Source organism: Limnoglobus roseus (assembly GCF_008254045.1).
GTDB classification, from domain to species: Bacteria; Planctomycetota; Planctomycetia; order Gemmatales; family Gemmataceae; genus Limnoglobus; species Limnoglobus roseus.
Map to the genome: position 1 here is coordinate 7,933,224 of NZ_CP042425.1, position 23,379 is coordinate 7,956,602.

The following is a 23,379-nucleotide window of genomic DNA, read 5'->3' on the forward strand; positions in this document are numbered from 1 at the left end:
GGCTAAAGGTACGGCGTCGCCAGCCGGGCGACGCCGTCGCGGAGCCGGTAAAGCAGGTTCCGCCGGTTCAACTCGGCGGCCGTCAGTCGGCAGCCGCGGGCGATCTTGGTCGCCACCATCGCGGCCAACTCGCCGACCAGGTCCGCGTCGTAACACTCCACGTTGAACTCGAAGTTCAGCCGGAGGCTGCGCGCGTCCCAATTGGCCGAGCCGATGAGGCACCACTCGTCGTCCACGACGACCAACTTCGTGTGGTCGAACGGCAGCGGCGTCAGCCACACCCGGCCGCCGTGGCCGATCAGGTCCCCGACCTGGCCCATCATCGCCCAGTGGACGAGCCGCAGGTTGTTGTGCGCCGGCACGACGACGTCCACCGCGATGCCCCGCAGGGCCGCCACGCCCAGGGCCGAGAGCAGGCCGCCTTCCGGCACGAAGTACGGCGTGACGATCCGCACCGACCGGCGGGCGCTGGCGATCGCGCCGAGGAGCGTGAGTCGGAGCGTCTCCCGGTCGTCGTCCGGCCCGCTGGCGATGCCCCGCGCCTCGGCCCCGCCGGCCGGCTTCAGTCCGGGGAACCACGCGACCCCGTCCAGTTGCTCGCCGGTGGCGAACTGCCAGTCGTCGGCGAAGACCGCCCGCACGTCGGCCAGGACCGGACCGTCGATGCGGAAGTGGCAGTCGGCGATCGGGAAGCGGGGGTGCGTGCGGGCGTCGTGGCCGTCGCGGATGTTCATCCCGCCGGTAAACCCGGCGTGGCCGTCGATCAGCAGAATCTTGCGGTGGTTGCGGAGTTGGGCGTAGGCGAACCGCCACGGGAGGAAGGACGGCATGAACCGGGCCACGGGGACGCCGGCGGCTCGCAGCCTGCCCACGACGGACGGGAAAGAGTACCGCGAGCCGATGTCGTCCACGAGAACTCGAACGGCTACCCCGCGACGCACGGCCGCCTCAAGAGCACCCACGAACGCGTGGCCGGTGGCATCGTTGCCGAAGATATAGGTCGAGAGGCCGACGGACCGCTCGGCCCCCGCGATCGCGGCCAGCATCTCGGTGTACGCCGCTTCGCCGCTCGGCAGTGGCCGAATCCGGTTGTACCCGGAGACGGGGCGGGCCGTCACCTCGCCCACCAAGCGGCGCAGGCCGGGGCTTCCACCCGCCCCGGCGGCCACAGCCGTGAATCGCTCCGGATGACGGTTCCGGCGCAACCGGCGGGCCTTCCGCCGAATGCGGTTGATGCCGAAGACAGCATACAAAACGATCCCGGCGATCGGGACGAGCCAGATGAGGCCGAGCCAGCCGAGGGCCGCCCGGTTGTCGCGCTTGTGCAGGACGGCGTGCGCGGTCGCCCACCCGTCGGCCGCCAGCAGCGCGGTGCTCGTCACGTACGGCCAATACGACTCGAACAGTTCCGCCATCGATCTTCAGACCCGCCCTTTCGGCACGCTACCAACATACGCCCAGACCAAGTCTAGCGGCGGAAGCTCATAATAACGGACGGCGGGGCCAGGTCGGGTATCCATTGACGCGGTACCGAGTGCGTTCGACATTCCGCCCCGTTACCGCGTCTCTCGCTTACGACCGGCGAGAATCATACCGGATTCATTTCCCCTTCGCTTCTCCCTGTTCGAGTAGAAGAGTTCGGCTGCAGGCACCATGATTGCAGTGGGCAGGTGGATCCCCCTTACTCGACCTTGCCAAGCAAAAACTGTTGGCACTGCCACTGGAGTGTCAGCAATGTTTTTCCCCCTAGTACTGCAACTCGAAGACCGACTCGCGCCACGGGCCGGCGACCTTGACCTCGGCTTTGGCACACAGGGCGTCACGCACCTGACGCAATTGACGAGCATTCGCGAGGCGGTCGCCTTGACTGACGGCCGCGTGGTTGCCGTCGGGGGCGTGGCGGAAGCGACCATCTTTCCGGACCGGTCGGGCGACTTCGGCGTCGTCCGGCTGACGGCGTCCGGCCAGCCAGACCCGACGTTCGGCATCGATGGCTTCACCCGCGTGTCGTTCAACCTGATGACCGGGGGGACCGGCAACGATGTTGCGTACCGCGTCGCGGCGTTCGCCGACGGCAGCGGGTACGTCGTCGTCGGTCTGGCCGACACGCCATCGGCGGGGTATTTCGACGGCCTGACCGACGGCATCGCCGTGGCCGTGCTGACGGCGGACGGACGCCTGAACCCGAAGTTCGACACCGACGGGATGATCGCGTTCCAGTTCGTGCGGGGGCGGCCAGCGTCTCGCCGACGGTCGCCGTCCGTCCGGACGGGTCGATCCTGGTCGGCGGCCTGTCGTCGGACCTCGACGGCTCCGGGGCGGCGGCCGTGAGAATCTTTCGCCGCGACGCGACGGGCGGGTGGGACACGTCGCCGGACGCCGCGTTCTCCGTGCCAAAGGGGGCGGTCGGGTTCCCATCACTCTCGCCACCCGCGTTCGGCCCGGACGGCGGCTTCTTTCTCATGATCTCGACTGACACTCACAACGAGGGGGACGCGGGCCTCCTGGGCCAGTTCAACCGAACGATCACGCAAGACCACTACGTGCTCTCGCCCGGCACGCTACATTACGAACGCGACACCGGGTACGCGGGTGGGGCGGGCAGCCTACTCGTAGGCGAGTTTAACGGCACGCCGAACAAGTTCGACGCGGTACTCCCTGCGGCGACCGTTGTGGTCGGCGACGACGGCTGGCCGATGGCCGGCTTCGTCACCGGCGGCTTCCTTCGCTCGCTCAACGGGTACTCCGGCACGAACGCCTACACGTTCCAGGGGGTGCCAGACCCAACCTTCGGCACGGGCGGCGTCTCGGCGAGCGTTCCCTACGCGACCGACGCGACCTTCGACCGGCTCGCGGACGGCCGCGAGTACGTTGTCACGACCGGGCCGTACTCCACCGTTGGGTACGGCGACACGCCGTTCAACCACCTGGCCCGGCGACTGCGAGACGGCTCGCCGGACGCGAGTTTCGGCACCGGCGGGAGTGTGGACCTGACCCCACTGTCGCTCCGGGGCACGGGGCTGGACACCACCGCGGACGGATCGGTCGTTGTTTTCGGGTCGGTGCCAGGAGGCCCCCAGTTCGGAAACTTCCTTGTCCGGTTCCTCGGCGACTCGCCGCCGCCCCCCGCCATCGCGGCCCTGTCGAATGAAACGGTGACGACCGCCGCCGGCGTCCTTCGGATTCTTGGCCCGCGCGGAGCCCCGGTCGAGAGCAGCCCCCTCCCCCCCGACTTCGCCGACGCACGGATCGTCCTCGCCGACTTCAACGGCGACGGCACGCCGGACGTCGTCCTCGGCACGGGCGTGGGGCCGGCGGCGCGGGTGCGCGTCCAGGACGGCCGGACCAACGCCGTCTTGTGCGAGGCCCGCACGTTCGAAGACTTCACGGGCGGGGTCTTCGTCACCGCCGGCGACCTGAACGGCGACGGCGTCCCCGAACTCATCATCACCCCCGACGCGGGCGGTGGGCCGCGGGTCGTCGTACTCAATTACGATCCGACCGCGGCGGGGGGGCTGCGAATGTTCGACAGTTTCTTCGGTGTCGATGACCCGGCCTTCCGCGGCGGTGCGCGGGCCGCGGTCGGCGACGTCAACGGTGACGGGCGGAACGACCTGGCCGTCTCCGCCGGTGTGGGCGGTGGGCCGCTGGTGGCCGTGTTCGACGGCGCGACCATTGGGACGGTCCAGAAGGCGCGGGTGGTCAACGACTTCTTCGCCTTCGAGCCGGCCGGCCGGTTCGGCGTCAACCTCGTGCTGGGCGATCTGAACGGCGACGGCTTGGCGGACGCGATTTGTGGAGCCGGGGCGGGCGGCGGTCCCCGCGTCACGGCGTTCAACGCCACGAACCTGTTAGGTAATGTGGCCGACCCGCTTGTAGACTTCTTTGCCGGCGATGAGGCCGAGCGCGACGGCGTGCAAATCGCGTGCAAGAACCTCGACAACGACGCGAAGGCCGACCTCGTGACGATCGCGCCCATGGCGTTCCGGGCTTACCGCGGGGCCGAACTTCCCCGCGCGGATTTCACCATCCCCGGCTTCGGCGTGTACGTCGGCTGACCTGGCCGACAATCGGCATCCAACGTCCGGGCCGACTTAGATGCGGAGCGGGTCGGGCTGTCGCTTGGCCCGCCGCAGGGCCGTCAACAGTTCGGCGGCTGGGATCCGCCGCCACTCGCCGTCCTCCCTCGCAACACGGAAACGAGGACATCGTGCGCCCGCGTCAGATGGGATACCGATGACGGGCCCGCCGGGCCGCGCCATGTCCGCAAGGCACCCGAAACGGACAACCGGGGAAGTGGCGCGGTCGAACTCGCGGCGGGGGAGGTGCGGACGGCGGCCAAGAGTGCTTCGCGGTTGGGCATGTGGTCGATGATACCATGCAGCCCGACGGCCTGACCTGCTCACAGGTTTGTCAGTGAACGCCGACTTGACATCTCCCCCCGCACTGTCAACGATTCGTCTTGGACGCCATCGTCCATGCCTACTCCTGCGATCGAAGCGGGCGCATGCTCCTGCTACCTCCGGGCTTGCAATCGAGATGGGGTTACCTCAGGTAAATCGGTCGTAACGCTTCTCATTGCTGGACGGAAACCTGAAATCCCTTTCGGCCAAGAGGGTTGAAGCTAAAGTGCAGACTTGTGGGTAGAAACCACGGGACAGACTCATTCCACGGTATTCCACAGCTCGTTGTGGAAAGTCCACAATTCTAGCGATTTTCATGCAACGAATCTGGCTTCTTGCAAAGGAGTCGGATACTGTAAATTCATTAGAGAAACAGGCCGTTCGGACTGTTTTTCGGGGTTTACGGTCTAGATTGTGGTTCTGGATGTCGGGGGTTCAAATCCCCTCAGTCACCCTGTCCGAAAAGCCTTGAAACCGAAGCAGTTACGCTATCCCGCCGGTGTTCGGCGGTGCGGTTCTGACCCCTGGGATAAACCGGAATTCTTCCGGCCTTCCGAGGACACCGCACCATGCCACGAAAACCCCTCGCCGTTCCCACGTACCGCCTGCACAAGCAATCCGGCCAAGCCATCGTCACGATCCGCACGCCCGCCGGGCGGCCGCGGGACGTCCTGCTCGGCGTCTACGACTCGGACGAGTCGAAGCGGGAGTACTCGCGTATCATCGCGGAGTTGCAAAAGGGCCGCTTCCCGTTCGGCGACGGGCGGGCCGGCGACCTCACGGTGAACGAGCTTCTGGTCCGGTTCCTCCAGTACGCCAAGACCCACTACCGCTACCCCGACGGCCGGCCGACCGGCGAGTACGGCAACTACATTTCGGCGGTCCGCCCGCTCGCCGAACTCTACGGCGACGCGATCGCGGCCGAGTTCGGCCCGCTGGCCCTGAAGAACACGCGGGAGCGGATGATCGACCGCGGGTGGTGCCGGAACCAGGTCAACGCGCACGTCGGCCGGATCAAGCGGGCCTTCAAGTGGGCCACTTCGGAAGAGTTGGTGCCGCCGGCCGTGTACCACGCACTCGTCACGGTCACGGGCTTGCGCGAGGGGCGGAGCGCGGCCGTCGAGAGTGCCCCCGTCCCGCCGGTGGCCGACGAGCACGTGGCGGCCACCCTGCCCCACCTGAACCGCCACGCCCGCGGGATGGTCGAGGTCCAGCGGCTCACCGGGTGTCGGCCGGGCGAGGTGTGCGGCCTCCGCATGGCCGACGTGGACGCTTCCGGGCCGGTCTGGTTCTACCGCCCGGCCCAGCACAAGACCCGGCACCGCGGCAAGGCCCGCGTGGTCGCGATCGGCCCGAAGGCCCAGGCGGTCATCCGGGCGTTCATTCCCGCCGACCCGACCGCCTACGTCTTCTCGCCCCGCCGGGCGGTCGAGGAACACCACGCCGAGCGGGGGGAGAAGCGGGCCACCCCGCGGTACCCCTCGCACATGAAGCGCAACCGCACGAAGCGGGCGTACGCCCCGCGGCGGTCGGCCGGGGCGAAGTACACCCGGACGTCCTACGCCCGGTGCGTCACGCGGGCCGTCGAGGCGGCGAACCTGGAACGATCAAAAGCGGCCGGCGGCTCGTTCGTAGCCCTGCCCCATTGGGCGCCGAACCAACTGCGGCACACGTTCGCAACCGAGGTTCGAAAGTCGAACGGCCTGGAAGCCGCCCAAGTCTTACTCGGCCACACCCGGGCCGACGTGACCCAGGTGTACGCGGAGCGTGACCTGAGCCTTGCCGCGAAGGTTGCCGCCGAGATCGGCTGACCGACCCGCTATCACCTTTCACCCCTGCCCACGCGGCTCAGCGAGCCGCGTGGGCTTTTCATTTCCTTCCGTTCGTTCACTTCCTCCGCCGGGGCCATCTGTCGGCCGGTTCCCTGTCAAACCGGAGAAGGTGATGAGCACTATGAACGAAGTCTCCGAATCGGCCGTCGCCCGGGTGTTGCGCGAGATCCGCGAGGCCGGCCCGCTGACGTTGCACGACGTCGGCGCGATGCTGAAGGACACCACCCGGCCGAAGGGCGTGAGTTACCCGGTGTGCATGCGGTGGGTGGTGTCCGGGGCGAAGGTCCTCGGCGGAGGCACGGTGAAGCTCGACGCCGTGCGGGCCGGGCACCGGTGGCTGACCAGCCAGGCCGCCCTCGAACGCTTCCTACTCGCGCGGAACGGAGAAACCCCGCAACCGCCAGCCGTTCGGTCCGTAAGTCAGCGGAAGCGGGCGGCGGCCGAAGCAGGTAAGGAGTTGACCGCCCTGGGCGTCTGATCGGTCCATGACAAGCATGCCGTGCGGCTCAGTGAGCCGCACGGCATTTTGCTGGCGCCAGCAAAATGTCCGGTCAACTTGTTCACTGGCAGGCGCTTTCGGCAAGGTCGCTACCAGTCGTTACACCCTGCACTCTCACCGACGACAGCACCTCATCACACCCGGTGTCGTTGCCACCGCCCGCGTGCGCGGCTCAGCGAGCCGCGGCATGATCGGCCTTCACTCGTCGGCCCAGGCCGCTTCGTCCCGAAGGCACCTAAAATCGTTGCCAATGGACTTTTGTCCAAATCCGCACTTCTTTCCGCTGGCGGGGAGATCGTGCGATCTAAGCGATCCTCGTGCAATTTGGAAGGGCGTACAGTTATCCCCGGCGGGGAGGTGCTGTGCGACGCCGAGCGAAGGGGGGGGGTCGGGTTCCTTCCCCTCTACACTGCTTTCCCGTGACTTGTTCGGCCGGGGTTCAGGTGGTCTTGGTTACCTCCTTCCGGTACGATCTCCTCCATCCCGGAGAGGCCCAGCATGACCGAGCAAACGGCCGCCGACTCGACTCGCGTACAGGTCGGCCGCCCGACCGTCGTGCCCCCCGGCCTGCCGACCGTCCCCGGCTACGAGGTCTTGCGCGAACTCGGCCGCGGCGGCATGGGCGTCGTGTACGAGGCCCGGCAGGCAAAGCTCGACCGCGTCGTGGCGTTAAAGTTGACGCTCGGCGACGACCCCCTGAACAAGGCCCGGTTCCTCGCCGAGGGCCAAGTGATCGCGGCCGTCAAGCACCCGCACGTCGTCGAGGTGTACGACTTCGGCGAGTCGAACGCCGGGCCGTACATCGCCATGGAGTACCTGCCCGGTGGCACCCTCGCCGACCGCATCAAGGCCGGGCCGGCGTTCACGCCGAGGGAGGCCGCCGGACTGGTCGCACGGGTCGCCGGCGGGGTCGGGGCGGCCCACGACGCGGGCGTCGTCCACCGCGACCTGAAGCCGGGCAACGTGCTGCTGGCGGCCGACGGCACGCCGAAGGTGACCGACTTCGGGCTGGCCAAGCGGGCGGCGTCCGACCTCACGCAGACCCGCGACGCGGCCGGGACGCCGGCGTACATGGCCCCGGAGCAGGCGAAGGCCATGAAGTTCGTCGGCCCCCCGGCCGACGTGTGGTCCCTCGGCGTCATGCTGTACGAACTGCTGACCGGCCGCCGGCCGTTCGCCGCCGAGACGGAGCTGGCGTTGCTGCTGACCATCCAGCACGACGCCCCGCCGACGCTGCGGGCGGTGGCGAAGGGCATCCCGGCCACCCTCGACACGGTCTGCCTGAAGTGCCTGGAGAAGGAACCGGGCCGGCGGTACGCGGCGGCCGGGGAGTTGGCCGACGACCTGCGGCGGTGGGCGGCCGGGCAACCGGTCCTGGCCCCGCGGTCCACCCCCTTGGCCTTGCTGGTGCTGTGGGCAACCCGGAACCGGACGCTGGCCGGGGTGACGGCCGCCCTCGCCGTCGTCCTCGTCGCGGGGGTCGTGGGCGTGTTGTGGTTTGCGATCGAGGCCCGGGACGCCGCCGCCCGGGCGGGGGATGCCCTGCGGGAGCGAGACGCCGCGATCCTGCGGCAGAAGCAGACGGCCGTCCGGTTCGTCCGGTTCGTGAAAGACCACCCGCAGTTGAGCGGAATGCGGACGAGTGAAGTTGCCGCGATCTTCGTGCAGGAGTTTCCGGACGTGACGGCAGAGGACGTAGCCGCGGCGTTCGGACCGGGGTCGGGCACGCTCGCTATGGCCAAGACCACGACCCCGGCCGACGCGCCGGCGGCCGCCTCGTCTCTGCCGGGATTGTTCGGGGACTGATCGGCAACCATGTGCCCCTCCCCGGGCCGGGCACCGAAGTACTCGGCGGGGAGGATGGAAGCGGACCAGCGGACCAGAGTGGAGGGGCGACGATGCGACGTGCCGTGATGGCGGGTGCCCTCGTCTCGGCGTTTGGCCTTTGGGGCTGCGGCGAGTCACAACCCCACGCCAAGAGGCCGGTCGATCCTTCGGCGGGTGCGATGCGACCGCCGAAGGATGAGCCGAAGGTAGTAACGCCGGATCAGAAGGGGAAGGCTGTCGTCCCCGAGCCGTACCAGCGCGCCGAGGATGGGCCGTTCAAGTTCGGCGACGCCACGATCACCGTCGAGGGTGTGCTGTGGGGGAAGTACAAATCGTCTCCGATCGACGTGGCTGGAATCGGCGTGCGTATTGAGTATTCGGCCACTGCCAAGCCAGCGACCATCAAGGGCGTTGCCGCAGACGACGAGACACTTCGAAGGTTAACCGGATCAGGCGTGACGAGTTTTGAACATCTCCCCATTCGACTCACTGCTGCCACCGACGCCGGGGAGAAGTGCCGGCTACTCATGCGGTTCTTGAGCCGATTGGACGCGGGCAGCGACATCAAGCCGACCCAGCAAGAGATGAAGGCTTACCCGGGAGTCGCCTACCGCTGGACCTTCCAATTTGAAAGACCATCACCGACCGCCAAGCGGATCATGTTCGAACTACCAGCCGAAGACATGGGCGGCCAGGGCACGATCCGGCTCGACGTGCCAAACCAGGACAAGTGGAAGCTCGAAAACTAGACCGCTTCGATGCCGTCGAACTTGTCGACCAACTTGCCCAGCAAACGATTCTGCTCGCTGAGCTTCCCGTTGGCGATGGCCAGTTCGTCTGCCTGATCCCGCCCGGCCTTCACTACCTGCTCTAGCGCGCTGTCGCTCCCGCTTCGGATTTTCGCGATGGCGTTCTGCGTCTCACGAGACCCTTCCAGTAACGCTTGCACCGTTCCTCCACCGAACAGACTCGCGACGCGGTCGCCGACGTTGTTCACCTCTTCGACCGGCTTCGGCAACGCCGCCCGTTTATCCCGCTGCTCCTTCGTCTTCTTCTCGCCCCTCTCGAAGAAGTTGAGAACATCTTCTTGGAAGCTCAGCCCGTCCGCTCCGATGTCCGTATTTTTAAGGTCCGTCGCGACCTTGTCGAGCGCCTCGCGGTTGTTCTTGATCGCCTCATTCCACGCCTCGGCCTCCTTCGACCCGGCGGCGAAAGCGCGGCCAGCGGCACCCGGGAGCAGTTCCCCCATCTTCTTCAGCACCTTGCTCACCACGCTGACGACGGTCTCCACGAGGGCCAGCACGGGCTGAACAAAGAACTCGATCGCGTACCCGCCGATGACTTTGAAAATCCCGCCGAGGTAGCCCAGCGAGAAGCCGAGCAAGCCGAACGCCTCCTTGCCGATCTTGGCCACGCTTGCCAGCGAGTCGCCCCACTTCTCCGTGGTTTCGTCCATGAGGCCGATGCGAGTGAGGACGTTCTGCACGAAGTTGCTGATGTTGGCCAGCGGGGCGCGGACGATGGCCCACAAGTTATCCATCGACTCAGCCACCCGGTAAACGAACGACGCCAGGAAGTCACCCCACTTGCCGACCGCCTGGTCGACGAACTCGGTGAGCCGCGTCCACACGCCCTCGAAGTCGCCCTTCAACAGTTCGCCGATGCCGATGTTCGACGCCAGATCCTTGATCTCGTTGAACGCATCCTTCGCGTCGTCGAACGTTTCCCCCCACCAGCTTTTGATTTGGTCGAAGACGGGCTGCAAGGACTTGAGGAACTCGTTCGCCTGTGCGAACACGCCCTTGAAGTCGATCACGTCACCGAGGCCGGACCCGAGACTCTTGCCGATCCGGTTGCCGAAGTCACCGAGGCCGAGCTTCTGTCCCAGGAACCCGCCGGCGGCACCGCCGAGTTCACCGCCGATGTCGTTGCTGCTCATGTCGGCGAACGCGGCGATCTTCTCCTTCGTCCCGCTGCCGAAGTTCGCGATCTTGTCCGACAGCGTATCGACCCGCGTGACGAGCGACTGCAACGACCCTTCCGGGCTGTTCAGGAAGTCCCGGACGGTCGTCTTCGCCTTGCCCCAGACCGCGGACATGGCCGTGCCGATCTTCTCAACGCCGGATTTGACGCGGCCCCACGCCCCGTCCGCGAGCGAAGCCGCCTCGTCCCAGGCCGCCCCGGCGACTGTGGCCACCTTGTCGAACGCCCCCTTGAAGTCGATCGCGGCGACCTTCTCGCGGGCCTTCTGGAACGCGGCCTGTGCCGTCGTGGCGATGCCGTCGAACACCGGCTTGAGACCACTCACGGCCGTTTCGACGGCCTTCGCCAGCGTGCCGACGCCAGCCCCGGCATAGCTGCCGATCTTCTTGCCCACGTCGCCGCCGAGCAACTTGCCGAGGTCGGCCCCGCCCTTCACCCCGATCTCGACCGTGCCCAAACCCTTGAACGTGTCGGCGTACTTCTTCACGGCCGTGACGTAGGGTTCGACCTTCGCGTTCGCCTTCGCCAGTGCCGCCCCGGCCGCCGTGCCGATCTCGTCGAACTTGCCCTTGATGGTGGCCGACACGGTTTGGAACGTGCTGCCGATCGGCGGGATGGCGGCCGCCACCTTGCCCTTGATCGCGTCGAACGCGCCGCCGAGCTTCGTGGCGATGGCGTCCCGTAGTTCCTCGGCCTTCGCCGCGACCTTGTCCACGTCCGCGTAAATCGTGCCCGCCCAAGCGTCGGCACTCGCCTCGGACCCGGCGAGCGCCCTTTCGAACCCGCTCGCGTCGGCCGTCAGTTCGACGACGACTGATTCATCCGCCATGTCCACCTCTCCTTTCACGCGGCTCGGTGAGCCGCACTACGCCTCCGCCGCCCGTTGGCTCGGGCCGATGGCCGATACGGACGCGCACTGTGATGAGGCCCACGCCCGGAACGCGCGGCCGATGCCCTTCCTGTCCGGCTTCTTCTCGCCGCCGCCGAGGGACGGGAACAGGTCGGCCGGCCGGATGCTCGCCCCGTTGAACGCCATCGCCGGCAGAATCCCGCTCACGGCCGCCCGCAGGTCGTCTTGCGCCCCGCCGAACGGCTCGATCTCGGCGAACGCACTCATCAGCCACCAGTCGGCCATCCTGCAGCGGGCGGCCAACTCCGACGGGAGCAGGCCCATCGCCAGCGCCAGCCGCAGGAACGACCTCAGCCAGCCGTCGCGGGTGACGGCTTTTTTGCGGCCGCCTGCATCCCCTCCATTTCCTTGATTGCCTTGTCCACGACCCGCACGGCCACCGGGAGCGGGATGCGGTCCAACGCGGCTTGCTGGGCCTCGGTCGGCGGCTTGGCGGCGGTGAAGAACGGCGTGCCGTCCGGCCGGCAGATGACCGCGGGCAGCAACGCGCGGGCGATTTCGGCCCCGCTCTTCCCGCCTTCTTGCATCTCGTTCAGCCGCAGGGCCGTCGCCATGCCGATCGGGCACAGGTGGATCACTTGCCCCTCGCCGAGTTCCGGCACCGGCACCTCACTTTGCGGGGGCAGGACTTTGTCCTGGTCGATCAGGGCTTCGAGAATCGACGACATGGAAAATCTCCTTGGAGCGAACACGGGGATCCGTCGGTCGGTACGGCCCGACCGGCCTTGGTCAGATCGGCGGGACGATGACGATGATGAGCGGCCGGCCGACGGCGAGTTCGGCCGCGGTGTCACGGGCCGGTTCGGGGTCGGACGGGGAGCCGACAGCGATCACCCGGTCGGCGACGGCCGTGAGACTTTCGACGACGGCTGTGCCGAGGTCGGCCACGGCGGCGTTGACGCGGTTAACCTCGCCGGTCAGGCTGGCGACCGCCCGGCCGACGGCTTCCTCGATCCGCGTCGCATCCGCGGTCACGCGGCCCGTCGCATCGGCGACGGCCTTGGCGAAGGCGGCGTCGACGCGATTACACGACGCGGTGAAGTCGTTCAGTAGCTCATCAACTTTGGTCACGTTCATGGTCAGTTCCGTGATGGTGCGGGTGGCGTGGTCAGCCACCGGGTTAAGACATCCGGGTCGGTCAGGGTCGTCGGGGTGGCGGGGGTGCCGGTGGCGGCATCGTCCGAGCGGAACAGGTCGGGCAGTTGCGCCAACATCAAAGTGAGCAACAACCCGAGTTGCAGCGGCGTGAAGTGTTTCGCCACGCCGGCGGGCGTCCGCTTCGTCGCGCGGGCGATCAGTCGCATCGGCACTGAGTCGGGCAACCGGGCGAGTTCCGCCCCGGCCTTCGCGTACTTCCTCGCGTCGGGGAGTTCGCCCCGGTCGGCCGCGGACAGGAGTTCGTCGAGCGTCGGCCCGGCGACGAGGAACAGGTGCCGGACCCGGCGGACGTCTTCGCGGGTAACGTCGTTCACAGGCCCAGCTCCTGGAGAACCTTGCCGGCTTCCACGGCGGCGGACCGGGCCGGCGGCGGCTGCGGCGTGACGGGCGTGTTCAACGCCGAGACGTGGCAGGCGATGGCCGCCTTCGTGGTGACCCACGCACTGCCGACGCGGGCGGCCTCCAACTTCACCGTGCGGCCGTCGCGGGCCTTGCAGCCGACGACTACCCACCGCAAGACCGACGACGGCGACACCCGCTTGCCGGACCGGCCGGGCAGCAACCGGCCGGCTTCCGCCAGCCCGATCCCTTCCCCGTTTGCAATTTCTTGTTCGACACTCACGATGTTGACCCCTCCGGTTGTGACTTCGGTTCCCGCGCGTCCTGCCGGCCCTTCAGGCCCGTCAAGAACGCTTCCACGTCGCCGCCGCCGAGGAGCGACGACACACGGTCCACGGCCAGCAGCTTCGTCAGCCCGTTCGCGGCCTGCACGCGGACCTGGTAGCTCACGTCCTCGTTGCTCATCACCTGGACAAAAAACATCGCGAGGGCGGCCAACGGGTCGTTCGCCGTGCCGCTCTCTTGGAAGCCACGGACGACCTCGGCCCGGGCCTCGTCGATCAGCCGGTGCGCCACGTCGCGGGAGACTTTCAGTTGCTCCTGTAGTCGCCCGGCCACGCGGCCAGCGTACATCAACCGGCCGAGCAGTTCTTTCGCGAGGTCGCGGTCTTCCTGCGTGAACGTCGTCTTCGGGCGGCCGTTCTTACCCGCCATGCTTCACCCCGTTTGGTCCGGTCGATTCCACCTGAAAACCCTGGTGTCGATGCCCGCCGTTGCGTCTACCTTTTGCAATCCGTCCGGTGCGTTCCTTGTGTCTCTTCGAGTGCGCACCCATCCCTGAGCCTCCCCTCCCGTTTCCAGCCGTGTTCCTTGTCTCATGAGGATCGCTACTGCCGGGGTGGGGGCCGAAGGAACTTCCCTGGTCGCCAAGCCGCCGCCCGAAAAGGTCGGGCGTCCTGCATCTCACTCGACTGAGGTATCCGTGTGGTTCCCGGTATGGGTCGCCGCCGCGTCGCACGGGGCGGGCGGGGCGAACGAGGACGCCGGTAGTAGCCGCTTTCCACACCAGGGCCGTAGCCCCCGTGGTGGACGTTTCCGCCCACCGTTCCGGCGTTAATTCGCCAGACCCCCGACCAGTCCGGGACTGCCCCCGGACCGGTGCGACCTACCGCGATGCCCGCCGGCCGTACATAATCGGGTGGGAACGGCATCGACGTTCCCACCCCGGCCGCTGTCGTGGTCGTTCAACCCCCGACAAATGACCCGCCGCAGTTGCGAAGCTGCTTACGCTTGCGGGTCTGGACGGCGGTGGTTCAGTGAGCCGCCGCCGTGTTCGTCGTCCCATCGGCTACGCGGACGGTCGCGCGTCGAATAAGGACTTCTGTCCGGCGTCGGGGATCGCCTTCGCTGGGGCCGGGGCCGCCGTCGGGGCGAGCGGCGGCTTGGCCGACAACTGCACGCCCTCGGTCTTCGACGCGAAAGGGCACACTCCCGCCGCCCGGTCGGGCACACCGAGCCAGGTCCGCACGTGCGGCTGGCACGTCGCCGGCCCCGTGCCGTCCGCCAGCCGATTCGGCCACACGATGGCCTGGCACCGGCTGCACATTTGATCGTGGTCGTCGGCGGCATCGGCCCGGGCAGGCGACGCCGTTGTCGAAACCGGTGCCGCAGTCGGTGCGATTGCGGACGCCGGTTCACGATCGGCTACGGCGACCACGTCCCGGTGGAGTCGCACAGGGGTGCCCCGGGACCGATCCCACAGCGGCTTGAGGATGGCCACGATGCGGTTCCGGCCGGCCATCACCGCGGCCAGGACTTCGGCGTCGGCGTTGCCCGTACCGCCCACGAGGTGCAGCCGGTCGCCGTCGCCCCGGTATTCGACGTCCAGGTTCAGCCGGCGGAGTTCGCCGACCAGCATCCGCATCAGCGGCGGCAGTTCGTCATTCAAGGTTGATCCCTCCCGACGGCACCCGCCAGTTGTTCGCGGCAATTCGATCAATGATGCGGCCAGCCCGGGCCACGCCGACGCCGGTCGGGTCGACGCCGTGCCGCACCAGGATGGCGCGCTGGCCGCTGGTGCACCGCGACTGGCCGACGCTGTCGATGACGGCCCCGGCCTGGGCGGGGGTGTACCCGATCGCCACCTCCCGACGGACGCCGAGTTTCACCAACAGCGAAACCTGTGCGTCGGACGCCCCGCCCCGGCGGACCGGCGTGGACAGTCCGCTGCCGGCACCGTCGCCGTCCTCGACTCGGTCGACACGGTAGGTCGAATCGACCAGGAGTTGCGACTCCTGCTGCCGCTTGCGGCGGAGGGCGAGCACGGCCTTCGCCAGTTCGAGGTCCTCCACCGTGACCTTGCAGCGGTCGCCCTGGCGGGCCGCCTCGCCGGCGAGGGCGCGGACTTCCACGTCGTAGTTACCGCCCAGGACGTCGTAGCAGTCGACCACGCCGTTCCGCGACGCGCCGACGAAGTCGAGGACGAGGCAGTTGTGCTTCGCGCTGGTTGCGATGGCCGCCTGCCGGTCGAACGCCGTGGCGTACCCGTCGACCGTGCCGGGGAGCGGCCGCAGTCCGCGGCCGACGCACTGTGTGTACAGGCTCACCGACTTTGTCGGCCGGGCCATGACGACGCACGCCGTGGCCGGGGCGTCGAACCCCTCGGTGAACACGCCGAAGTTGCACACGTACTGGAGGTTGCCGGCGGAAAATTGCCGAACGATCTGCGTCCGCTCGGCGGGGTCGGTCTTGCCGTCCACGGCCGCCGCGCACCCGGGCCGCCGGGCGTTTAGGATGCGGGCCAGGGCGTGGGCGTGTTCGACGCCGGCGGTGAACACGATGGTCGGCCGGCCGCCCGTCTCTTGAAGGATCGGCGTCGCCATCTCGTGCAGCACCCGCTCTTCGACGAGCCGCTGCTCCAACTCTTCGCGGGTGAAGTCGGCCTCGTGTCCGCGGGCCTTCTTGACCTTGATCGTGTCAAGGTCGAGGCTGTCGACCGTCACCGTCAGTTGCTCGAAGGGCACCAGCCACCCCTCGGAAGTCATGAACGCGATGTCGCGGGAGTACGCGACATCCTCGAACACGAGGCCGAGGGCCGTGCTGTCCGTCCGGTTCGGCGTGGCCGTCACGCCGAGGACTTTCAGGTGCGGGTTCCGGCCGCGGAAGTAGTCGATCACCTTCCGGTACGACGGAGACGTCGCGTGGTGGCACTCGTCGACGACGATCAAGCCGAACGGGTAGTTGCGGTACTTCTCCAGCCGGCGGTTCGAGACCATCGACTGGACGCTGGCGACGACCGTCATGTCCCCCTGCCACAGGCCGCCGAGGTCGGCCCCCCGCACGCCCATCTCGACGTGCGGCGGCACCCCGATCTCGTCGCCGACCTTCTCGGCCGTCTGGTTGACGATTTCCGTCGTGTGGGCCAGCACGAGGCAGTTGCCGAACTCCCACTCGCGGATCGTCTTGCCGATGACGACCGTCTTGCCGCCGCCGGTCGGGATCACGGCCACGCACGAGTCCTTGGCCGCCAGCGTGGCCTTGATGGCGTCGATCGCCTCCCGCTGATACGGCCGTTCTTTCCGAAACACCGGGGTCACGCCGCACCCCCTGACTGTTCCAGGCTGTCCTTCGCCCGGTCGACGTCCTCCTTCGCTTTCACCCGCTCGACCTTCTCCTTCGCCTTGTCGTGCGCCCACTTCGGCACCCACCCGATGCCCTTGCAGCACGAGCAGTCCGCGTCGGCTGCCTTACGATCACGGCCGTCACCCTCGCAGTGCGGGCACCGGTGCGACGGTCTCGCGCCCCACATGTCGCTGCGGGCACGCTCGATGGATCCGATCAGTGAGGGGACGCCCACGGACTTGCCGGCCGGCAGTCGTTGCCAGGACTCGATGCGTTTTTTGAGGGCGTCGAGTTCGTAACATGCCGCCTTCATCAACTCCAGGAGTTCCGGCCGGGGCAGTTCAGACGCTTCGGGACGTTCCGACTCGCCCGTCGAATCATCAGGGCCGAGTTGGGCCTCGGTGCCGTCCTGTGGGTCGATCGGCGGGCCGGCATCAGTAGCCGGCGGGTCGGCCGGGTCGTCGATCGGATCCGCGGACGGTGCCTTCGGCTTGGCGGCCGGTTGGAGACGGCCCTTGCTATCTACCCGGCGATCGACGTTCGGAATTTCCGAACGTCTCCACAGTTCCAATCGCACATCCGCAACCGTCTTGTCGCTGACCCCGGCCAGTTCGGAGATCCGCTTGTCGCTGTCGTGCGGCATCATGCGCAGCAGCAACTCCACGCACCGCCTTTTGTCGGCGTTGCTCCTCTTCAGGCCGTGCCCCTGGTTGGACGTCACTGTGTCGATCGCCCAATCCGTCCACGTGCCGGTCCGGACGGCGAACTTGAGCCCCGTCAGCCCGGCCTTCTTCGCCCCGGCAATGCGGTGGTGGCCTGAGGACAGGCGGTAACGGTCGAAGTTTGGTATCTTCCAGACGGTCGGCGGCTCGACGGAGAATTCTTCCTTCCGGTACTCGTCGGCGAGTTCGTCGACGTGCGACTTGTCCAGACCTTTCGCGCGGGGCTGAAGCTCCTCGTCTATCTCGACGTCATCAAACTTGAGGGTCTTGTACAGCGGCATGGTCACGCCCCCTTTTCGGAGGGGTGTGCCCGGACGGCGATGCGGATTACCGCGTCCGCTGGACTTGACCAGCGGATCAATACTGTTATTCTGTTCACAGTTGGTCTCCTGAACGGCCGGTGATCCTTGGCAGGCACCGGCCGTTTTTCGTTCGCGTTTAGGACTTTGTGTGGCGCTGGACCGACTCGGCGGTCGGTTGGATGTGTCGAACCATCGAGGCCACTTCGGCCCATTGGAAGCGAAGGCCGCCGTCGGGAAGTAGGTAGTGTGGGAGCTTGTTCCGCCGCGCCAGCTTCTCGGCGGTCCCGGTCAGCCAGAGGAACCGGCGGTCGACTTCGTCGGCGTTGATGAGATCGGATGCCATCGGCGTTGCCCCGTGCCCTTAGTCGGACACTGAACTGTACGGGGCCGCCTTGTACTCGCGTTCACTAGATGTGGTAGATGGTCGCCTTTGGTCCCCTTTGGTTAGGTTGTGACAATCCCCTTCCTTTCGGCCCACCCGGGCGGGTCGGCCGCGAACTCTTGGAGCAAGACGAGTGCGGACCGCGGCGGGCGGCCGCCGGAGATTTCGATTGGGCCGCCGTACTTGGCGTTGTCGCGCTTAATCTTCCGCCACCGCGTGCCGATATCGGTCTGCTGCATCTCGGCCACAGCCCGCCACGCGGCCACAATCTCGGCGCACCCGTGGACGCGCTGCACGACCGGCGGTGGTTCCGACGGCCGCGTCGCTGTGACGAATTGGCGGGGCGGTTCGGCACCCGCTTGCGATGACTCTCGCTCCAAGAGTCCCGTCAACTCGGCCAGCCGTTGCCACTGCGGTCGGCGCCGCTTGAGGATCACGGAGAGGCGGATGCGCATCCGCATCACGGCCGCCGCCGTCAGTGGCGGCCAAGTGTACCCCGGGCATCGGTGATGAAACCCGGCCCTTCGATCGGACGCCCGCTCCACTTCCCGGATGAACAGGGCGACGAGGTCGTCCGCCTCTTCGTGGGCGGTCCCGTAGCCGGGGTAGCCGACGGGCAGGGCGCTTACCCGGGTCAACTTCGGAATGGACTTCTCCACGCGACCGGGGCGATACTCAGACCGCAGTGTGTTGAACGCCTCGGCGATCCACTCCGCGCGATCATTGAGCAACCGCACATAGTCGGGGCGTGTGGACGCATCAAAGATGCGAGTGGCGAGCACCGCGCACCCCCACGTGCTACGGAAGGCCGCGTGAACGTCGGGGTCGGTCACGGCGTTGAGGATGGGATCCCGCGTGGGGAAGTGAAAGCCGTTGGACATTGTGCACCTCGGAGATCGGTCGACCCGCCGGGTCGCACGAGGTGCTGCGCGGTGGCCGGCGGGTCGCGTTGAAGTGGCAACGGTTTCGAACCCGTGGCCACGCCCGAAGGTGTGAATTGTCACCCTTGCCCGCACGCCGTTCGATGTCGGTAGGGGATGTGTCCGAACGGCGGAAACAGTCGATCGTTCCTGCCCGGCGTACTCATGAACGCCGGGGGAAAATCTGCTCCCAAGCGTAGAGGTCAACAGAGTTGAGGTCGAACCCCCAATTCTCCATCCTGTCATCGGCGTCGATTTCGAAGGGATTGTCCGACTCGCCCTCGTCCCTGATGCGATTCCACTCGTCGTTCAGTTGATCCTCAATGCCGATCGCAGATTGCTCGACGTGGGCCAGCTCATGCGCGATCAGATCGGCGACCACGTTTTCGGGCATGTGGTCGACCGCTCCGGCCCGGAAGCGGAGAGTAAAGCCATGCCCGGACGCCATCGCCACAACCGGCGAGCGGCCGTCCCGAAGGTGGTCTTCTGGGGCTTCAGAGTGGCCCACGGGGCGAACCGTCGGCGGACAGATCATGTCCATCGGGTGGCTACCCTCCCGCCACCCCCAGATCAGTTCGATTCTCGAGGTCGCCCACGGAATCCCGTACCCTTCCAATTGGTAGCACTCGCTCAGGATCGGCCGCAACCAAGAGTCGTGCGTCCGCCAGTGCTTGCGCATCAACCGCCTGGACTTCAGCGGGATGCGCCGCCACGTGTCGCGGAAGATCGTGACGAACCGGGCCTCGTCGCCGTGGCCGCGGTGCGTCAGGAAGAGTCTCGACGATCGCACGATGGGGATCAGTTTCGAGCGGATAGACGTCTTGATCGCGCCGTCATTCTGCGACATGCGTGCTCCTGGTTGAAGTGTGGGTGGCCCGCGGGTTCGGTTCAACCAGGAACAACCGAACCCGCGAGGCCGACGCGGTAGCTAGCCGCTGCCCACTAAACACACCAGTGTACGCATGACCAATGTCGCAAGAGGAGTTTCGTAGTTGCACAAATCCGTGAGTCGGCACCAAATTGGCCGCACGATATCGCCGACGGCATTCGGTTCTGCAGGCGACGCAGAGACAGTGGTGTGTGGGGAATGGAACGAGATGCCCTCAGTTCCGGCGTCGTGAGGAACGAAATCGCCACGGGGCGGCGCAACCCAACACCGGTTTGAGAGGTGTTACTAAGCACCCCTGAGGGCGTGCCGTCGCGCATCGGCACGCCCTCACCGGAAGTGCGGCGCATCATCCCGCGGGGGCGGAAGAGAGTTCAGGGCTGGGGGCAGGTCGGAAATGTGGACTGTGTCGACGTGGGGCGAGTTAGAAACTTCCGCTTCGACGCATAAAGACCATGGACGCCGGAGGACGCCGACGGGGCCGGCGGTAGTTCCGCATGTCACTCGGCAGGGCGTCGACAAACTCGCCCCAATCGTCCCCGCTCCGCAGGCCGCGGGCGTACCCCTCGTCCCAGAGGAAGGCGGCGAACTCCTCGACGTCGGCCTCCGCCGTGTTGGGCATGTGCTCGCGGACGACCGCGTGCAAGTCGGCGATGCAAGAAATGTCCATACCCCTCTCCCGACAAGGCCGGAGATCAAGATATGCGGCCCGTGGTCCCCGACCGTGATACCGCCCCGACCATTTCGTTCCGGCGTTAGCGAACGACTCGGCCCGAACGACTTGCGCCCCACCGACGCCCGCCCGATCCGCTATCCTAACTCCGCCGCCCGCTCGCGGTCCCGACGACGGGGCTCGGCCAACCTACACCCGGCCGCAGTCGTGGTACGCGGCGAGCGCCTGCCCAGCAATGTCTCGGGCTATCCGCCGCAGTCCGCGCCCGGCAACCAATCTGACCCGGGCGAGCGGGCCGCGACTTGGGGGCCGGCCTGCGGGAGGGGCCAACCTTCACTCCTTGAAGTTAACGGGACCGAGCCGCAGCGGGCCAATACTCTGTTCGTTACGGCGAACCGGTGTCAGGCGTAGGTGGTGAAGGGCTGCCGGGTGAGCTTATGGTCGCTAGCTGGCGGAGAATCGCGTGGAGAAACTCGCACACAACCAGTGGTTCCGATCACGAGAGGCGATGGACGCGACCATGCGTGTGAGGTACAGCGGGGGCGGGCTTCGGGACCGCGCCCTGCGTCGCCCCCTGCCCGCCGGTGAGGCGTTCCGAGTTCATATCCCGTCGTCCCCTGACGCCCGCACGGTAGAAGTCATCCTCGAGAGGCGGGCGGAATTGCGGCAGGAACTGGCCGAGTCGGACGACGAATTGGGCGGGCTGGTCGCCGGTTACAGTGTCGAGGTCGCTACCGACGACATTCGAACGAAATGCTCTCCCTTGCCCGATCGCCACTGCCGATCCGTGTCTTTCGACTTTTTCGGCCACGACCCGTCGGACGACGACGTCCGGCAGGGCTTGTCCGCCGTGGGCGTCGTCTTGGACCACATCGGCGACTGCGGCGGGTTCGGATCGACCGTGCGGCTCTTGTACTTTTGGTTCGATGGCGAAATCGACCCGGTGGCGGTGTCCGACAGGATTCGCGCACTCTACGGCCCGGTGCGGACGAAGTTCGAGCAAAGGTGGTAGAGTCGCTGTTGTCTGGCGGTGTAGCGTGCAAGGCAGGTCGTGCCGGTCGGTCACCAGGCGGCCGTCTTCGGTAACGATCTCGCGGCGGACGACGCCGTGGATGACCGATCCGTCCTCGTCGTGGGAGATGACCTCGTGGGCGTAGATGATGAGGAGGTGTTCGTTGCCCGCCGGGTCACGGGCGATGACCGACCCTAACCGCCGTCGTGTCATGGGAGTGCCCTCACGGAAACCGACTACTTGACCGCCTCGTCCAACTGCTTCGCCGCTCGATTCTGATCCTCGGTACGCTTGATCACGTCGGCAATCTCTTGGTCCTTGATCCGCTCTTCGTCTAATCGCCTTTTGACGTCCTCCTTGCCCCGTGCTTCCAATTCTGCCTTCGTCCGCCCGGGGGGCGGTGGAGAGTTGCTCCGGGAGCAACCGGCCAGTGAGAGAGCAGCAAACAGGAAGAGAACGCGCACGGGGTGCCCTCGGAGGGGGAGCCGCAAGACTCAGACTAATCCTTCTTCACCCGCTCGCCTTTCCGATGCCGACGGTCCACTCGCCGAGCGTCAGCGTGCGTCTCCTCGCGTTGTACACGCCGTCGGCGAAACTGTACGCGACCCGCCGCCCGTCCCTTGAGTTGGTCAACACTCCGGCGGCACGAAGGCGGCCGAGGTGGTGCGAGACGTTGACGTAGGCCGCTCCGATCCGCCGCGAGAGTACGCCGACGGTACACGGGCCGCTCTGGGCGATCTCGTGGACGAGTTGGATGCGGGCGGCCGCCAGGGCCGTGAGGTGCTCGGCCAACGTGCGGGCGGCTTGGTAGTCGGTCATGGGCTTTCAGTGGCGGGCCGGGCGATCGGTTGGCCATCCCGGGACCTTACCCGCGCACGAGGCCGAGCACAACCCGGACGTGCGGGCCACCGGCGGCGGCGATTCTTTGCCCTTCGCCCGCCAGATCAGGTATGCTTCACCGGCCGCCTCACCGCGGTCCCGGCGACGGGGTTCGGCCGAGCGACTCGGCCGCAGTCGTGGTACGCGGCGAGTGCCAAGCGGGTGACGTGCCCGTGAACCGCCGCAGCACGCTCCCCGCTCCAATCTGCCGGGGCGAGCGGGCCGCGACTTGGGGGCCGGCCTGCGCCAGTGGCCAACCCTCGCTCACTTCTCCTTCTTCGATTCGTCCGTCTTCTCGCCCGTGCCGGGGGTGAACGACTTGAGGACGGTCGTCCCCTCAATGCTAGCCGCCTTGAAGGTCGTCTTCACCACGCCGACACCGGGGGCGTACCACGCCGACGAACTGAGTGGTGGGTTACTCGATCGAGTCAACACGACCGGGATGGCTTTGAACTTCCCGGCCGGCACCTCCACTTCCTCTTCTTGGCCGACGGTGTACGCCCACACGGGGGCTTTCGGCCCGACCAGGCGTTTTTTGGTCGGGTCCGGCTCACCATCCCACGAGTCCCCGACCTTCGCCGGCAGTTTCAACCTCGGCTGGGCGACCGGCGGTTCTCCGTCCTTCTCGCGGATGAACGACAGGCCCTTGTCCGAGACGGCGTACACGACGACCGTGGCCGAGGGCTTACCCGCGGTTTTCTTCTCGACCGTCACCCGGTACACGCCGTCCGTCGCCTCCACCTTCGTCACCTCCTCGGTGGTCTCTGTCGTCCCGCTGAACCCCTTCGCCTCGTAGACCCGCTTATCCCCGACCGTCGTCGGGAAGTACAGAGACGCCTTCTTTGAGGACTCCTTCGGTGGCGGGGCTGCCACGACGATCGGGGCAACGACGAGTAGGGCCACGACTACGCGGAGCATGGATTGGCCTCAATCCGGATGAGGGCGGTGAGAAATGAGCGTACCCGCCGGACAGGCCTGGGGCAAGGAAGATGTGCGAGGCGGCTCGCGACTGGCCGAGCAACCGGTCAGGG

The 23,379-nt window shown here is 67.1% G+C and carries 26 protein-coding genes; 8 read left to right on the forward strand and 18 right to left on the reverse strand.

From position 1 onward, the window contains the following. Positions 1-2: 2 nt before the first annotated feature. Positions 3-1,415, reverse strand: coding sequence for a phospholipase D-like domain-containing protein (locus tag PX52LOC_RS33935; protein ID WP_149114235.1), 1,413 nt, complete (start codon positions 1,413-1,415; stop codon positions 3-5). Between the two features lie 319 nt (positions 1,416-1,734). Between PX52LOC_RS33935 and PX52LOC_RS33940 the strand changes: the two genes are divergently transcribed. From PX52LOC_RS33940 to PX52LOC_RS33965, 6 genes are all read left to right on the forward strand, one after another. Beyond that, positions 1,735-2,331 (forward strand): NHL repeat-containing protein, encoded by a 597-nt coding sequence (locus PX52LOC_RS33940; RefSeq protein ID WP_149114236.1) that lies wholly within the window; start codon positions 1,735-1,737, stop codon positions 2,329-2,331. Further along, positions 2,328-4,058, forward strand: coding sequence for an FG-GAP repeat domain-containing protein (locus PX52LOC_RS33945; protein WP_149114237.1), 1,731 nt, complete (start codon positions 2,328-2,330; stop codon positions 4,056-4,058). The genes PX52LOC_RS33940 and PX52LOC_RS33945 overlap by 4 nt, the downstream gene beginning before the upstream one ends. Before the next feature lie 914 nt (positions 4,059-4,972). Beyond that, positions 4,973-6,214: a tyrosine-type recombinase/integrase gene (locus PX52LOC_RS33950; RefSeq protein ID WP_149114238.1), complete on the forward strand. Its 1,242-nt coding sequence runs from the start codon at positions 4,973-4,975 to the stop codon at positions 6,212-6,214. 133 nt (positions 6,215-6,347) lie between these two features. Beyond that, entirely contained in the window at positions 6,348-6,713 is a 366-nt protein-coding gene (locus tag PX52LOC_RS33955; RefSeq protein WP_149114239.1) for a hypothetical protein, read from the forward strand. Between the two features lie 519 nt (positions 6,714-7,232). Next, the gene (locus PX52LOC_RS33960; RefSeq protein ID WP_149114240.1) at positions 7,233-8,540 is read left to right on the forward strand and encodes a serine/threonine-protein kinase; all 1,308 of its coding nucleotides are present in this window, start codon (positions 7,233-7,235) and stop codon (positions 8,538-8,540) included. 92 nt (positions 8,541-8,632) lie between these two features. Continuing rightward, entirely contained in the window at positions 8,633-9,310 is a 678-nt protein-coding gene (locus tag PX52LOC_RS33965) for a hypothetical protein (protein WP_149114241.1), read from the forward strand. Here the strand turns inward: PX52LOC_RS33965 and PX52LOC_RS33970 are convergent. The 14 genes from PX52LOC_RS33970 to PX52LOC_RS34035 all read right to left on the reverse strand — a co-directional run bounded on the left by PX52LOC_RS33970 (position 9,307) and on the right by PX52LOC_RS34035 (position 20,454). Next, entirely contained in the window at positions 9,307-11,373 is a 2,067-nt protein-coding gene (locus PX52LOC_RS33970) for a hypothetical protein (RefSeq protein ID WP_149114242.1), read from the reverse strand. The genes PX52LOC_RS33965 and PX52LOC_RS33970 overlap by 4 nt on opposite strands. Before the next feature lie 36 nt (positions 11,374-11,409). Further along, entirely contained in the window at positions 11,410-11,718 is a 309-nt protein-coding gene (locus PX52LOC_RS33975) for a hypothetical protein (protein WP_149114243.1), read from the reverse strand. A gap of 26 nt (positions 11,719-11,744) precedes the next feature. Next, entirely contained in the window at positions 11,745-12,122 is a 378-nt protein-coding gene (locus PX52LOC_RS33980) for a hypothetical protein (RefSeq protein WP_149114244.1), read from the reverse strand. 61 nt (positions 12,123-12,183) lie between these two features. Next, entirely contained in the window at positions 12,184-12,570 is a 387-nt protein-coding gene (locus PX52LOC_RS33985; RefSeq protein ID WP_149114245.1) for a hypothetical protein, read from the reverse strand. Next, a complete protein-coding gene (locus PX52LOC_RS33990; protein ID WP_149114246.1) occupies positions 12,534-12,926 on the reverse strand; it encodes a hypothetical protein in 393 nt (130 codons plus the stop codon). Before PX52LOC_RS33990 ends, PX52LOC_RS33985 begins: the two co-directional genes overlap by 37 nt. Then, positions 12,923-13,234 carry a DUF1580 domain-containing protein gene (locus PX52LOC_RS33995; protein WP_149114247.1) on the reverse strand — a complete coding sequence of 104 codons (312 nt, stop codon included), beginning with the start codon at positions 13,232-13,234 and terminating at the stop codon, positions 12,923-12,925. The genes PX52LOC_RS33990 and PX52LOC_RS33995 overlap by 4 nt, the downstream gene beginning before the upstream one ends. After that, a complete protein-coding gene (locus tag PX52LOC_RS34000; RefSeq protein WP_149114248.1) occupies positions 13,231-13,665 on the reverse strand; it encodes a hypothetical protein in 435 nt (144 codons plus the stop codon). The genes PX52LOC_RS33995 and PX52LOC_RS34000 overlap by 4 nt, the downstream gene beginning before the upstream one ends. A gap of 634 nt (positions 13,666-14,299) precedes the next feature. Continuing rightward, the gene (locus PX52LOC_RS34005) at positions 14,300-14,899 is read right to left on the reverse strand and encodes a hypothetical protein (RefSeq protein ID WP_149114249.1); all 600 of its coding nucleotides are present in this window, start codon (positions 14,897-14,899) and stop codon (positions 14,300-14,302) included. Continuing rightward, entirely contained in the window at positions 14,892-16,547 is a 1,656-nt protein-coding gene (locus PX52LOC_RS34010) for a DEAD/DEAH box helicase (RefSeq protein ID WP_149114250.1), read from the reverse strand. The genes PX52LOC_RS34005 and PX52LOC_RS34010 overlap by 8 nt, the downstream gene beginning before the upstream one ends. Further along, entirely contained in the window at positions 16,544-17,581 is a 1,038-nt protein-coding gene (locus tag PX52LOC_RS34015; RefSeq protein ID WP_149114251.1) for a ParB/Srx family N-terminal domain-containing protein, read from the reverse strand. The genes PX52LOC_RS34010 and PX52LOC_RS34015 overlap by 4 nt, the downstream gene beginning before the upstream one ends. A gap of 151 nt (positions 17,582-17,732) precedes the next feature. Then, entirely contained in the window at positions 17,733-17,939 is a 207-nt protein-coding gene (locus PX52LOC_RS34020) for a hypothetical protein (protein ID WP_149114252.1), read from the reverse strand. Between the two features lie 101 nt (positions 17,940-18,040). Beyond that, positions 18,041-18,859 carry a hypothetical protein gene (locus tag PX52LOC_RS34025; RefSeq protein ID WP_149114253.1) on the reverse strand — a complete coding sequence of 273 codons (819 nt, stop codon included), beginning with the start codon at positions 18,857-18,859 and terminating at the stop codon, positions 18,041-18,043. A gap of 202 nt (positions 18,860-19,061) precedes the next feature. Next, entirely contained in the window at positions 19,062-19,745 is a 684-nt protein-coding gene (locus PX52LOC_RS34030; protein ID WP_149114254.1) for a hypothetical protein, read from the reverse strand. A 463-nt stretch (positions 19,746-20,208) separates the two neighbouring features. Beyond that, positions 20,209-20,454 carry a hypothetical protein gene (locus tag PX52LOC_RS34035; protein ID WP_149114255.1) on the reverse strand — a complete coding sequence of 82 codons (246 nt, stop codon included), beginning with the start codon at positions 20,452-20,454 and terminating at the stop codon, positions 20,209-20,211. Positions 20,455-20,920: 466 nt separating this feature from the next. Between PX52LOC_RS34035 and PX52LOC_RS34040 the strand changes: the two genes are divergently transcribed. Beyond that, positions 20,921-21,469, forward strand: a complete 549-nt coding sequence (locus PX52LOC_RS34040; RefSeq protein WP_149114256.1) for a hypothetical protein — start codon at positions 20,921-20,923, stop codon at positions 21,467-21,469. Between the two features lie 39 nt (positions 21,470-21,508). Beyond that, positions 21,509-21,667 carry a hypothetical protein gene (locus PX52LOC_RS41320; RefSeq protein WP_168219375.1) on the forward strand — a complete coding sequence of 53 codons (159 nt, stop codon included), beginning with the start codon at positions 21,509-21,511 and terminating at the stop codon, positions 21,665-21,667. A gap of 38 nt (positions 21,668-21,705) precedes the next feature. Here PX52LOC_RS41320 and PX52LOC_RS34045 read toward each other — a convergent pair whose 3' ends face one another. From PX52LOC_RS34045 to PX52LOC_RS34055, 3 genes are all read right to left on the reverse strand, one after another. Next, positions 21,706-21,933, reverse strand: coding sequence for a hypothetical protein (locus tag PX52LOC_RS34045; RefSeq protein ID WP_149114257.1), 228 nt, complete (start codon positions 21,931-21,933; stop codon positions 21,706-21,708). A 46-nt stretch (positions 21,934-21,979) separates the two neighbouring features. Beyond that, positions 21,980-22,288, reverse strand: coding sequence for an ArsR/SmtB family transcription factor (locus PX52LOC_RS34050; RefSeq protein WP_149114258.1), 309 nt, complete (start codon positions 22,286-22,288; stop codon positions 21,980-21,982). A gap of 324 nt (positions 22,289-22,612) precedes the next feature. Beyond that, on the reverse strand, positions 22,613-23,266 hold the full coding sequence (locus tag PX52LOC_RS34055; RefSeq protein WP_149114259.1) for a hypothetical protein: 654 nt from the start codon (positions 23,264-23,266) through the stop codon (positions 22,613-22,615). Positions 23,267-23,379 lie beyond the last annotated feature (113 nt).